Source organism: Streptomyces sp. NPDC060027 (genome assembly GCF_042737005.1).
Taxonomy (GTDB): domain Bacteria; phylum Actinomycetota; class Actinomycetes; order Streptomycetales; family Streptomycetaceae; genus Streptomyces.
This window is the reverse complement of sequence record NZ_JBHWVI010000114.1, coordinates 15,560-27,638: the sequence shown is the minus strand read 5'-3', so window position 1 is coordinate 27,638 and position 12,079 is coordinate 15,560. Positions and strand designations below refer to the sequence as shown.

Annotated in this window: 10 protein-coding genes and 1 pseudogene; 7 read left to right on the top strand and 4 right to left on the bottom strand. The window is 71.1% G+C overall.

Annotated elements, in window-relative coordinates; all coding sequences use genetic code 11:
• The first annotated feature begins 237 nt into the window (after positions 1–237).
• From ACFWBT_RS25660 to ACFWBT_RS25645, 4 genes are all read left to right on the top strand, one after another.
• Entirely contained in the window at positions 238–729 is a 492-nt protein-coding gene (locus ACFWBT_RS25660; protein ID WP_385704428.1) for an RNA polymerase sigma factor, read from the top strand.
• Entirely contained in the window at positions 713–1,216 is a 504-nt protein-coding gene (locus tag ACFWBT_RS25655; RefSeq protein ID WP_385704426.1) for a hypothetical protein, read from the top strand. Before ACFWBT_RS25660 ends, ACFWBT_RS25655 begins: the two co-directional genes overlap by 17 nt.
• Positions 1,217–1,393: 177 nt before the next feature.
• Positions 1,394–2,758, top strand: coding sequence for an FAD-dependent oxidoreductase (locus ACFWBT_RS25650; RefSeq protein WP_385704424.1), 1,365 nt, complete (start codon positions 1,394–1,396; stop codon positions 2,756–2,758).
• Between the two features lie 63 nt (positions 2,759–2,821).
• A complete protein-coding gene (locus tag ACFWBT_RS25645; protein ID WP_385704421.1) occupies positions 2,822–3,349 on the top strand; it encodes a hypothetical protein in 528 nt (175 codons plus the stop codon).
• A gap of 83 nt (positions 3,350–3,432) precedes the next feature.
• Here ACFWBT_RS25645 and ACFWBT_RS25640 read toward each other — a convergent pair whose 3' ends face one another.
• Together ACFWBT_RS25640 and ACFWBT_RS25635 are read right to left on the bottom strand one after the other, a co-directional pair.
• Complete coding sequence (locus ACFWBT_RS25640) at positions 3,433–4,116, bottom strand: glycerophosphodiester phosphodiesterase (protein ID WP_385704418.1); 684 nt, start codon at positions 4,114–4,116, stop codon at positions 3,433–3,435.
• A 31-nt stretch (positions 4,117–4,147) separates the two neighbouring features.
• A pseudogene (locus ACFWBT_RS25635) lies at positions 4,148–5,276 on the bottom strand (adenosine deaminase).
• Positions 5,277–5,482: 206 nt separating this feature from the next.
• On the opposite strand from ACFWBT_RS25635, the gene ACFWBT_RS25630 reads away from it, so the two are divergent.
• On the top strand, positions 5,483–6,733 hold the full coding sequence (locus ACFWBT_RS25630; protein ID WP_385704415.1) for a hypothetical protein: 1,251 nt from the start codon (positions 5,483–5,485) through the stop codon (positions 6,731–6,733).
• 31 nt (positions 6,734–6,764) lie between these two features.
• Here the strand turns inward: ACFWBT_RS25630 and ACFWBT_RS25625 are convergent, their stop codons facing one another.
• Positions 6,765–8,288 (bottom strand): MFS transporter, encoded by a 1,524-nt coding sequence (locus ACFWBT_RS25625; RefSeq protein ID WP_385704431.1) that lies wholly within the window; start codon positions 8,286–8,288, stop codon positions 6,765–6,767.
• Between the two features lie 180 nt (positions 8,289–8,468).
• Entirely contained in the window at positions 8,469–9,020 is a 552-nt protein-coding gene (locus ACFWBT_RS25620) for an NADAR family protein (RefSeq protein WP_266763298.1), read from the bottom strand.
• A gap of 208 nt (positions 9,021–9,228) precedes the next feature.
• On the opposite strand from ACFWBT_RS25620, the gene ACFWBT_RS25615 reads away from it, so the two are divergent.
• Positions 9,229–10,755, top strand: a complete 1,527-nt coding sequence (locus ACFWBT_RS25615) for a gamma-aminobutyraldehyde dehydrogenase (RefSeq protein ID WP_385704413.1) — start codon at positions 9,229–9,231, stop codon at positions 10,753–10,755.
• A 76-nt stretch (positions 10,756–10,831) separates the two neighbouring features.
• Positions 10,832–12,079 carry a spermidine/putrescine ABC transporter substrate-binding protein gene (locus ACFWBT_RS25610; RefSeq protein WP_385704411.1) on the top strand — a complete coding sequence of 416 codons (1,248 nt, stop codon included), beginning with the start codon at positions 10,832–10,834 and terminating at the stop codon, positions 12,077–12,079.

The window sequence follows — 12,079 nt, the reverse complement described above, 5'->3', positions numbered from 1 at the left end:
CGGTGGCGCCAACCTCTAAATGGTTTTGGGTTGGGGGGCGCGGCGCCCGGGGGCCCCCTGCGGGGGGGGGGGGCGCGGGGGGGCCCCCCGCGCGGCCGGTCCGCCGCGCGACCGCCGCGTTCCCCGTCGCAGCCTCCGGGTCCCCCGTGGACGCGGAGGCAGGATCCTGGGCCGATGGACCGTACGCCCGCGGCCCGGGATCCTTCCCTTCGAGTCCTGTCACGACCATGGAGAGTGTTGAAAGGGTCCCGTGAGAAGGCGGCGTCCGAGCTGTTCGCCGCCCTCTATCCGCGCCTCGCCGGCTGGTGCCGCCGTCTCGTCGACGACGACGAGACGGCCCACGAGATCGCCTCGGAGGCGTTCACCCGGCTCTGGGCCCGCTGGACCTCGGTGGCCGAGCCGCGGGGGTTTCTCTACGTCACCGCGGCCAATATCGTCCGGGACCACTGGCGCAAACTGGAGCGGGAGCGACGGGCCGTGCACCGGGCGACCGCCGAGGCCGCCGTCCGCCCGCGGAACGAACAGGCCGATCCGTCGGTGCGTCTGCTCGTGCAGTCGCTGCCCGAACGGCTGCGCGTCCCGATCCTGCTGCACTACTACGCCGACATGCCGATCCGGGAGGTGTCCGTGCTGACCGGGCGCAAGGAAGGCACCGTCAAGGCCGATCTCCACGCGGCCCGCGAACTGCTCCGCGCCCACCTGAGGAGAAGTCTTGATCACACACTCTGACGACGGTCCGGACTTCGACGCCGAGGACCCGCTCGCCGTCATCATGCGGCCCCCCTCCGACTACCTGGGTCCACCGCCCGGCCGCTACGAGGCGATCCGCCGGGGTGCCGCCCGCCGCCGGCTGCTGCGCGCCGCGGCCGGAGCCGGCCTGGCCTGTGCCGTCGGTGCCCTGGTCGCGCTGCCGCTCCGGTCGGCGGCACCGGAGTCGCCCGTGTCCCCTGTGGTTCCGCTGGCCCCGCCGTCCGCGAGCAGTCCGTCGGCCGAGCCCACGCCGTCGGTGTCGCCCGGGCGCGTCAGCCCCCGCCCCAGTACGACCGGCCGCTCCGACCGGACCCCGGCCCCGAGCACCGCGCCCGGCTCCACCGGACCGACCCGCTCGCCCATCCGCTCCGGGCCGCCGTCGGCGACGCCCACCTCCGTGCCCGTCGAGCCGTCCGCCGTCCCGACCGGGGCGAACCCCACTCCTTCGAGGGCGGTCCAGCGGTAGTCGGGTGGAGCGGGCGACAAGGCCTCCGGTCGGCCTTCCGGCCACCCATAAAGCGGACCTTGATCACCCATAAGTCAGCCTTATGAGGTCATAGCCCCGACCCGCCTACTGACTTAGGTTTGCCTTAGTTTAGGCTTCCCGTCGAGTCCCCTGCCCCTGCTCGAAGGGAATCTGATCATGCCTCGCCCTCTGCGGGTAGCCATTGTCGGAGCCGGCCCCGCCGGTATCTACGCCGCCGACGCGCTGCTGAAATCCGCAGTGGCCGTCGAGCCCGGTGTCTCCATCGACCTGTTCGAGCGGATGCCGGCCCCGTTCGGTCTCATCCGGTACGGCGTCGCCCCCGATCACCCCCGGATCAAGGGCATCATCACCGCCCTGCACCAGGTGCTCGACAAGCCGCAGATCCGTCTCTTCGGCAACGTCGACTACCCGAGGGACATCAACCTCGACGATCTGCGCGCCTTCTACGACGCGGTGATCTTCTCCACGGGCGCCACGGCCGACCGGGCCCTCGATATTCCCGGCGTCGACCTCGACGGCTCGTACGGCGCGGCGGACTTCGTCTCCTGGTACGACGGTCACCCGGACGTTCCGCGCACCTGGCCGCTGGAGGCGGAGAAGGTCGCCGTCCTCGGTGTCGGCAATGTGGCGCTGGACGTGGCCCGCATCCTCGCCAAGACCGCGGACGAGCTGCTGCCCACCGAGATACCGCCGAACGTCCACGAGGGCCTCAAGGCCAACAAGGCGCTCGAGGTCCATGTCTTCGGCCGCCGCGGTCCGGCGCAGGCGAAGTTCAGCCCGATGGAACTGCGCGAGCTGGACCACTCGCCGAACATCGAGGTCATCGTCGACCCCGAGGACATCGACTACGACGAGGGTTCGATCGCCACCCGGCGCGGCAACAAGCAGGCCGACATGGTCGCCAAGACCCTGGAGAACTGGGCCATCCGCGACGCGGGCGACCGCCCGCACAAGCTGTTCCTGCACTTCTTCGAGTCGCCGACCGAGATCCTCGGCGAGAACGGCGAGGTCGTCGGCCTGCGCACCGAGCGCACCGCCCTCGACGGCACCGGGAACGTCAAGGGCACCGGCGAGTTCAAGGACTGGGACGTCACCGCGGTCTACCGCGCCGTGGGCTACCTCTCCGACAGCCTGCCCAAGCTGCCCTGGGACGTCGACTCGGGCACGGTGCCGGACGCGGCCGGCCGGGTGCTGGAGGACTCCGGCGAGCACCTGCGGTCCACGTATGTCACCGGCTGGATCCGGCGCGGTCCCATCGGTCTGATCGGTCACACCAAGGGCGACGCCAACGAGACGGTCGCCAGCCTGCTCGACGACCACGCCAACGGCCGTCTGCTCGCCCCCTCTTCGCCCGAGCCGGCCGCCGTGGACGCCTTCCTCGGCGAGCGGGACGTGCGCTTCACCACGTGGGACGGCTGGTACCGGCTGGACGCCGCGGAGAAGGCGCTGGGCGAACCCCAGGGCCGCGCGCGCGTGAAGCTCGTCGAGCGCGAGGACATGCTGCGGGAGAGCGGCGCCTGAACCGTCGGAGCCCCGGGCAGGGGCGGTTTTGAACGCGTTCAAGTCGGGGCGTACGCTCCAGGCATGAGCGACAGAGCCGCCCTGCTCAAGGGCATCCGTGCGTGGCTTGTCTTCTTCGTCGTCAGCCTGGTGCTGAGTGGCGCCACGGCCTTCCCGCTGGTGCACGAACTCCACTGGACCGAGGACCTGTTGCGGTCCCTGTCCGTGCCGGAGCACCTGCCCGCCCTGATGGACTGGATCGAGCGGGTGCGGCACGGCCTCGACGACGCAGACTCCCAGTACCCCTTCCTGCTCTACGGAACGGACTGGCTGGCGTTCGCCCACCTGGTGATCGCGGTCGCCTTCTACGGTCCGTACCGCGACCCGGTCCGCAACATCTGGGTCGTCGAGTTCGGGATGATCGCCTGTGCCGGCATCGTCCCGCTGGCCCTGATCTGCGGACCGATCCGCGGAATTCCCTTCTGGTGGACGGTCGTCGACATGTCCTTCGGGATCTTCGGGGTGATCCCCCTGTACGTCGTACGGAAGAGGATCAAGCGCCTGGAGGCGCTCACCCCGGACCGGGTGAGCGCTCCGGTGCCCGCTGCTTGAGCGCGGATGCCCCGTCGGCGCACCGCCGTGCCCGGTCCGCAGGCCGCCGTCCGTCGTCGGCGCTGCCCTGTGTGTCCTCCGGCTCAGTCCCGGCGCAGGGTGGTCAGCGTGTCGATGCGGTTGGTCGTGATCGAGTCGACCCCCACGTCGAGCAGCCGGCGCATCGAGCGACGGGTGTCCGGGGTCCACACGGAGAGCAGGTGGCCGTCGCGGTGGACGCGGGCCGCGAGATCCCGGTTCACCAGACTGAAGCGGTAGTTGAGCCAGCGCGGCCGTACGGCGTCGAGCAGCGCCGGGCGCGGCGGTGCCAGGCTCGTCCAGGTCAGCGCGATCTCCGCGGACGGGTCCACGGCCCGTACCGCGAGCATGGCGGGTGCCGCGGCGCAGTAGTACACCCGCTCCTCCGCCCCGCACGCCCGCACCACGTCCACGACCTCGCGGACGACCCCCGCGTCCACCGGCCCCGGCAGATCGACCATGACCCGTGTGTCGCCGGTCGCCCCCAGGGCCTCCGCCAGCGTCGGCACCCCGCCCGCCGTGAGCCCGCGCACCTCGTCGCAGGAGAGCGAGCCCAGCGGCCGGTCGTGGTCCCACAGGCGCTTGAGCGTCCCGTCGTGCAGCAGTACGGGTACGCGGTCGCGGGTCAGCCGTACGTCGATCTCGACGGCGTCCGCGCCCTGCTGGAGCGCGGAACGCAACGAGTCGATCGTGTTCTCGCGGACGCGGTAGGGGTCGCCGCGGTGGGCGACTGCGGTCACGGTGCGCATGTGCCCATTGTGCTGGGTGGGATGTGCCGGGTCAGAGCGCGAGCCGGGTCGCGGTGTAGGTGTCGATCTCCGCGGCGAGTTTCGCCTTGCCGGCATCGTCGAGGAACGAGGCCCGCACCGCGTTCCGGGCGAGCGCCGCGAGACCCTGCTCGTCGAGGCCGAGGAGGCGGGCGGCGACCGCGTACTCGGTGTTGAGGTCGGTGCCGAACATCGGCGGGTCGTCGGAGTTGACGGTGACCGTCACCCCGGCCGCCACGAAGTCCTTGAGGGGATGCTCTCCGAGGGTGCGCACCGCGCGGGTGGCGATGTTCGAGGTCGGGCAGACCTCCAGGGCGATGCCGTGCTCGGCGAGATGGGCGAGCAGCTTCGCGTCCCCGGCGGAGCTGGTGCCGTGGCCGATGCGCTCGGCGCCCAGGAAGTTCAGCGCGTCCCAGACCGTCTCCGGGCCCGTCGTCTCACCGGCGTGCGGCACCGACCGCAGTCCCGCGGCGCGGGCACGGTCGAAGTACGGCTTGAACTGAGGCCTCGGCACGCCGACTTCGGGTCCGCCGAGCCCGAATGAGACGAGCCCCTCCGGCCGCAGCCGGTCGTCGGTCGCGAGCCGTACGGTCTCCTCGGCCGCCTCGAGTCCGGCCTCGCCCGGAATGTCGAAGCACCAGCGCAGGACGACACCGAGTTCCGTCTCGGCGGCCTTGCGGGCGTCCTCGATCGCGTCCATGAAGGCGAGCTCGTCGATCCCGCGCCGCGTGGAGGACCATGGAGTGATCGTCAGTTCGGCGTAGCGCACCTGCTGGCGGGCCATGTCCCGTGCGACCTCGTACGTCAGCAGCCGTACGTCCTCGGGCGTGCGGATGAGGTCGACGACGGACAGGTACACCTGGATGAAGTGGGCGAAGTCCGTGAACGTGAAGTAGTCCGCGAGCGCCTCGGGGTCGGTCGGCACCCGGGAGTCGGGGTGGCGGGCGGCGAGGGCGGACACGATGCGCGGGGAGGCGGAGCCGACGTGGTGGACGTGCAGTTCGGCCTTGGGCAGCCCGGCGATGAAGGAGTGCATGTCGCGGGCGTCGTCGCGTGCGGTGATGTGCTCGGTCAAGGGGTTCCTCCCCGGAACGGCGTCTCCGGGCCGTACTCGGCGGGACGCGGGTGATCGGCTGATCGATGACTCGGGGATCATCGTAGGCGGCGGCCCATCGCCGTGCGGGCCCGGCGGGGGCCGGCGTGGGCCGTGCGAGCCCGGCGTGGGTCGTCGTGCCGGGCACCGGCAGGGCGGAGTCCGTGCACGCCGGAGCCGAGGAAGAGCACGGAGATCCGCCGGCCGCGCCCGGGCCGTAGCATGACCGAACGTACGACAGAGGGGACCTCGCGCATGTCCGACGACGCCCAGAGGCCGAATGCGCCACGCGACGCGGGCGCGTGGGCTCCGCCGGGCGAGGGGGCCGCGTCGACCGCGCCGGGCGACGGGAACCCGGCGTCCACACGGAACGGGTCCCCCGTGGTGGACGCCGCGCCGGGTGCGGAGCCCGGGGACGCGATACCCGAACCTGCCGACCCGATACCCGAGCCCACGGACGCGATACCTGAGCCCGCGGACGCGACAGCCGAGCCCGCGGACGCGACACCCGGATCGGACAGGGCACCCGCCGACGCCCCGGACCCCGCGGCGCCTTTGGTGGACAGCGGTCCGGATTCCGCGCCGGAGGAGAGCGCGCGGTGGGTGGACAGCGCGTTCGGTGACGGGCCGAAGGGTGGTGACGTGCCGAAGGGTTCCGTGCCCGGACAGGGCACTCCGCCCTTTGCGGCCCCTGCGGCCCCTGCGGCCCCTGCTGCTTCTGCCGCCGCCCCCGATGCCCGGGTCTCCCTCGGGAAGCGCGCCGTCGGCCGGGACTCCGAGCCCAACCTCTGGGCGCCGCCCGAGGAGGAGCCCAACCCGTGGGCGCCGCCCCTGGAGGAGCCCCATGCTTGGGCGCCGCCCGAGGTGATCGCTTCGTCCGCGGGGAGCGCGCTGGGGAGTGCCACGCCTCCTCCGGTGTACGGCCTGCCGACGATCACCTCGTTCCCCGGCGCACCGGTGCAGCCCGGCCCCGGAATCCTCGGCGGCCCCTCCATGGACAACCCCTTCGCACCGCCGGGGGCCCACACCCCGTACCCGCAGCCCGCTCCCGGCGAGCACGTCCCCCCGCCGCCGATCGCCCCCGACGGCCCGGGGCGGCTCCCGTACGGCTACGGCTATCCCCAGTACGGCGCCGCTCGTCCGGGTTTCGCCCACCCGGGCGCACCGGGCTACGGCTGGCCCATGATGCAGCCCATGCCGAGCAACGGCATGGGGACCGCCGGTCTGGTGCTGGGCATCATCGCGACGGTGCTGTTCTGCGCCTGGCCGTTGGCGATCGTGCTGGGCGTCCTCGCCGTGATCTTCGGTCTGATCGGCCGGGGGAAGGCGCGCCGGGGTGAGGCGACGAATCCAGGGCAGGCGCTGGCCGGGGTCATCTGCGGAGCCGTCGGCGTCGTCCTCGCCATCGCCCTGCTCGTCATCATCATCGTCGCGCCGGACGACGACGGTGGCGAGGACCCGGGCGGCGACTACGGCTTCTCCACCTCTCTGGTGACGCACCGGTGATGACCCGCGGCGGCTGTGCCGGGAGGCCGTGTCAGGCGGCTGTCGGGGGTTCGTCGCCCGCGGCCGCCTTGCCCCGGCCTCCGGGGTGGCTCAGGGCGCAGAGGAACCCGATGGCCAGCGCGACGGCCATGGCGTAGAAGACCCATTGGTTGGCCTCGGCGAAGTCCATCCGCACGCTCGGCATCGCCTCGCGCATGACCTCGGCGGTGCGGCCGCCGCCGGTGGGCTGCTGCGCGTCGGCGTAGCCCGTGACCGCCTCGGCGATGCCCTTGGCCACTCCGTGGGCCTCGGCCGACGTCAGGCCCCGGGACCGGAGCGTCGACACGACGTTGTCCGTCAGGTTGTGGGTGAGGATGGTCCCGAAGACGGCCAGGCCCACGCTCGCCGCGTAGTTGCGCACGGTCTGCGTGATCCCGGTGACCTCGCCGTACGAGGCTCCGATGGACCGGTTGACGGCGTCCGTGGACGCGGGCGCCAGGATGAAACCGATGCCCGCGCCCGCGAGAGCCACGTAGGGCCACTGATCGTGCATGGACAGGTCGGTCAGCTTGCCGGCCCAGAGGGCGAATCCGACGGCGCCCAGGGCGGTACCGATCTTCATGGCCGGCCGTGCGCCCTGCTTGTCCAGCATCCGGCCGCCCCATTGGGAGGCGACCGCGAAGCCCGCGAAGAAGTACAGCAGGTAGAGCGCCGCCTGGTTGGGCGAGGCGCTGAGGGAGACCTGCGCGTACACCGAGGCGAAGAAGAAGACCGGCACGAAGGCGAGCATGGCGAAGAAGAGCACCAGGGAGTCCACGGTGAACGCCTTGTCCCGGAAGACCGCCAGGTTGACCAGCGGGTGCTGCCTGCCTCCCTCGTAGCGCCAGAAGAGGACCAGCACCGCCAGGCCGCCCGCGATGCAGCCCCAGGTCGCCGCGCTGCCCCAGCCCCAGACCGCGGCCTGCTGGAAACCGAGCACGCTCAGGCCCATGCCCACCGCGATCAGCAGGGCCCCGACTCTGTCCAGCGACTCGTCGCGCCGCCGGTCGGGAATGCGCGCCATCACGGTCAGGACCAGGGCCACGACGGCGACGGGCACGTTGACCCAGAAGATCGCTCTCCAGGTCCACGCCGTGAGCCAGCCGCCCAGCAGCGGGCCGACGGCCGTCAGCGCCCCGGACAACCCGAAGAACAACGCCAGCGCCCGGCCACGCCGGTCCACCGGGAACACGGCCACGACCACGGCGAGTGCCGCGGGGAAGAGAAGAGCGGCCCCCAGGCCCTGTGTCCCCCGGAAAATGATCAGCCAGGTCTGTGCGAAGTCCCCCTCGGGCACGCATCCGCAGAGCACCGACGAGATGACGAACACCAGGGTCCCGGCCACGACGACACGGCGTGGTCCCAGCAGGTCCGCCAGCCGCCCGCCGAGGGCGAAGAACGCGGCCAGCGACAGCAGGTAGGCGTTCACCACCCATTGCATGCCGGAGGCCGACAGCCCCAGCTCGCGGACGATGTCCGGCGCCGCGATGGACACGATCGTCTGGTCGATGAACGTCATCGCCACCGCGAAGAGCATGGCCGCGAGGGCCAGTGACTGGTGCGGGGCGCGGGGCGCTGGGGGCGCGGCTTCGTTCCGTGCCGCGGAGGTGCGACTCACACGGACAGTTTCGGTCGGTCAGGGCGCCGCCGCATCCGCAGAGCGGCGCACCCGCCGACAACCACCGGCCACGCCGCCGCCGGGAGGGCGCCGTCGCGGCTACCGCAGTCGGTCGCGGGCCTCCATCAGGGCGAAGCCCAGGAGATTGGGTCCCTGCCAGCGGCGGGGGTCCGATGCGCCGTCGTCGGTCGCGGCGAGGCCGATGCCCCATATCCGGTCCATGGGGCTCGCCTCCACCAGGACGCGCCCGCCCGTGCCCAGCAGGAACGCCCGCAGACCGGGGTGGGCGCCGAACTTGTGGACGCTGCCCTCGACGACGATCTCGAACCGCTCGCGCTCCCACACGGCGTTGTCGAAGTCGCGCACCAGGCGCCCTGCCTTCTTGGCGAGCGCGGGGTTCGGAGCCTCGATCGCCTGCCGCTCGGCCTCGGCGTCGCCGAAGAGGCGTGCCTTGGACGCCATCATCCAGTGCTCCGCCGTCGCGTAGGTGACGCCTTCGACCACGAAGGGTGACGGCCACCACTGGCTGAGACAGCTCGACCCCAGCCGGCCGTCCGGCCGCGGGCGGTGCCCCCAGAAGTGCAGGTACTTCACCGGCGTCCCCGACTGAACGGCACTGACCAGTGCTTCCCGCGTATCGATCTTCCCCATGCACGCCACTGTGGCACGCACCACTGACATTCCGTCCCGCCTTTTCCAGAACGACTCGACACCTGGTCGAAGGATTCCGTCGCGTAACCAAAAGGCAACAACGGAATCACTTGTTGGAGTCCCTTTGCTCTGTCAGGATCGGCACTCAAATCGAGCTGGAGCTACGCCCACCCCCGTCCCGACGGGGAGGACGGCGGAGGAGAGCGACATGCACAATCCGGGCCATCGCTTCCAGGCGCAGGACCGCCTCGCGGACGGCGCGCAGTACATCGGAGGCCGCCTGACCAAGGGCACCTCCGGCCGCACGCACGCGGTCGTGAACCCCGCCACCGGCGAAGAGGTGTACACGTACGAGCTGGCGAGCACCGCCGACGTGGACGCGGCCGTCGCGGCCGCCCGCGAGGCGTTCCCCGGCTGGGCGGGCGCCACCCCCGGCGAGCGCTCCGACGCCCTGCACGGCTTCGCCGCCGTGCTCGCGGAGCGCGCGGAGGAGTTCGCCCAGGCCGAGTCGCTGCAGTGCGGAAAGCCCCTCAAGCTGACCCGCGAGTTCGACGTGCCGGGGACCATCGACAACACCGCCTTCTTCGCGGGTGCCGCCCGGCATCTGCAGGGTCAGTCGGCCGGTGAGTACTCCGGCGACCACACCTCGTACGTACGCCGGGAACCCATCGGTGTCGTGGGGTCCATCGCGCCGTGGAACTACCCGCTCCAGATGGCCGCCTGGAAGGTCCTCCCGGCGATCGCGGCCGGCAACACGATCGTGCTGAAGCCCGCGGAGCTGACCCCGCTCACCTCCCTGCTGTTCGCCGAGGCGGCCACGCACGCGGGAATCCCGGACGGGGTCATCAACATCGTCACGGGTCTGGGCAAGGAGGCCGGCGAGCATCTCGTCGGGCACCCCGACGTCGCCATGACCTCCTTCACCGGGTCGACCGCCGTCGGCAAGCGCGTCGCGGAGATCGCCACCTCGACCGTCAAGCGTCTCCACCTGGAGCTCGGCGGCAAGGCCCCCTTCCTCGTCTTCGACGACGCGGATCTGGAGGCAGCCGTGCACGGCGCGGTCGCCGGTTCGCTCATCAACACCGGCCAGGACTGCACGGCAGCCACGCGCGCGTACGTGCAACGGCCGCTCTACGAAGCGTTCGTGGAGCGCACGGGTGCCCTGATGGCGAGCGTCCGCGTGGGCGACCCCTTCGCGCCCGACACCGACCTCGGCCCGCTGATCTCGCACGCCCAGCGCGATCGCGTCGCCGGATTCGTCGACCGGGCCCGTGCCTACGCGCGCGTGGTCACCGGCGGAGAGGCACCGCAGGGAGAGCTCAAGAGCGGCGCGTACTATGCGCCCACGCTCGTCGCCGACGCCGGGCAGGACAGCGAGATCGTGCAGGCCGAGATCTTCGGCCCGGTGCTCGTCGTGCTCCCCTTCGACACCGACGACGAGGGCATCGCGCTGGCCAACGACACCCCGTACGGACTCGCGGCCTCCGCCTGGAGCCGCGACGTGTACCGCGCCAACCGCGCGACCCGCGAGATCAAGGCGGGCTGCGTCTGGGTCAACGATCACATTCCGATCATCAGCGAGATGCCGCACGGCGGTTACAAGGCGTCCGGCTTCGGCAAGGACATGTCCGCCTACTCCTTCGAGGAGTACACGCAGATCAAGCACGTGATGTTCGACAACACCGCGGTCGCCAGGAAGGACTGGCACCGCACGGTCTTCGGGGACCGGCCGTAGCCGATCGACCGGCTACGGCCCTGTGGCAGACCAGGCCGCGACCACGGCCGCGACCCTTCCGAAAGGGCACCAGAGCATGGAGCAGTACGAGCCCGAACGCCTGTCCCCGGTTCAACTGGCCGCCCTGCGGCGCAGCTTCCGGAACGGCAGGGCCTCCCTCACCCGTCGGTCACTGCTGCGCGCCTCGGCGGGCGGCGCGCTCGCCGTCGGCGGCCTCGGGACGCTGAGCGCCTGCGGTATCCCCGCGGCCGGCAAGCCCCAGGGCAGCGTCTCGTCCGAGGACCACTCGGCCAAGGAGAAGACGATCAACTTCTCCAACTGGACCGAGTACATGGACGTCGACGACAGCGAGAAGCACCACCCCACGCTCGACGCGTTCACCGAGCGGACCGGCATCAAGGTCAAGTACACCGAGGACATCAACGACAACGTCGAGTTCTTCGGCAAGGTCAAGCCACAGCTCGCAGCGGGCCAGGACACCGGGCGCGACATGATCGTCGTCACCGACTGGCTGGCCGCGCGGCTGATCCGCTTCGGCTGGGTGCAGAAGCTCGACCCGGCGAACCTCCCGCACGCGTACACCAACCTGTCCGCCCAGTTCCGCAACCCCGACTGGGACCCCGGCCGCGCCTACTCCTATCCCTGGCAGGGCATCTCGACCGTCATCGCCTACAACAAGAAGGCGCTCGACGGGGTCGAGGTCAGGTCCGTCTCCGATCTGCTCGACAACCCCAAGCTCAAGGGGCGCGTCGGCTTCCTCTCGGAGATGCGCGACAGCATGGGCATGACGCTGCTCGACATGGGCAAGGACCCGGCGAAGTTCACCGACGACGACTTCGACGCGGCGATCGCCCGCCTCCAGAAGGCCGTCGACAAGGGCCAGATACGCCGCTTCACCGGCAACGACTACACGTCCGACCTCACCAAGGGCGACCTCGCGGCCTGTCTCGCCTGGGCCGGCGACGTCGTCCAGCTCAAGGCGGACAGCCCGGACGTCGACTTCCTCATCCCGGACAGCGGCTACCTGACGTCCACGGACAACATGCTGGTCCCCAACAAGGCACGTCACAAGACGAACGCCGAGCGGCTCATGGACTACTACTACGAGCCCGAGCCCGCCGCGGAACTCGCCGCCTACATCAACTACGTCTGCCCGGTCGACGGGGTGAAGCCCTACCTCGCGAAGATCGACAACGACGCGGCGACCAATCCGCTGATCATTCCTGACAAGGCCATGGCCGCGAAGTCCCACGCCTTCCGCTCGTTGAGCCAGAAGGAAGAGACGGCCTACGAAGAGAAGTTCGCGAAGCTCACAGGGGCGTGA

What these genes read in the sequence shown, in the direction of transcription:
- ACFWBT_RS25615 (WP_385704413.1), top strand. Translation starts at nt 9,229, where the DNA reads ATGCACAATCCGGGCCATCGCTTCCAGGCGCAGGACCGCCTCGCGGAC.
- ACFWBT_RS25620 (WP_266763298.1), bottom strand. Translation starts at nt 9,020, where the DNA reads ATGGGGAAGATCGATACGCGGGAAGCACTGGTCAGTGCCGTTCAGTCG.
- ACFWBT_RS25610 (WP_385704411.1), top strand. Translation starts at nt 10,832, where the DNA reads ATGGAGCAGTACGAGCCCGAACGCCTGTCCCCGGTTCAACTGGCCGCC.
- ACFWBT_RS25625 (WP_385704431.1), bottom strand. Translation starts at nt 8,288, where the DNA reads ATGCTCTTCGCGGTGGCGATGACGTTCATCGACCAGACGATCGTGTCC.
- ACFWBT_RS25630 (WP_385704415.1), top strand. Translation starts at nt 5,483, where the DNA reads ATGTCCGACGACGCCCAGAGGCCGAATGCGCCACGCGACGCGGGCGCG.
- ACFWBT_RS25650 (WP_385704424.1), top strand. Translation starts at nt 1,394, where the DNA reads ATGCCTCGCCCTCTGCGGGTAGCCATTGTCGGAGCCGGCCCCGCCGGT.
- ACFWBT_RS25640 (WP_385704418.1), bottom strand. Translation starts at nt 4,116, where the DNA reads ATGCGCACCGTGACCGCAGTCGCCCACCGCGGCGACCCCTACCGCGTC.
- ACFWBT_RS25645 (WP_385704421.1), top strand. Translation starts at nt 2,822, where the DNA reads ATGAGCGACAGAGCCGCCCTGCTCAAGGGCATCCGTGCGTGGCTTGTC.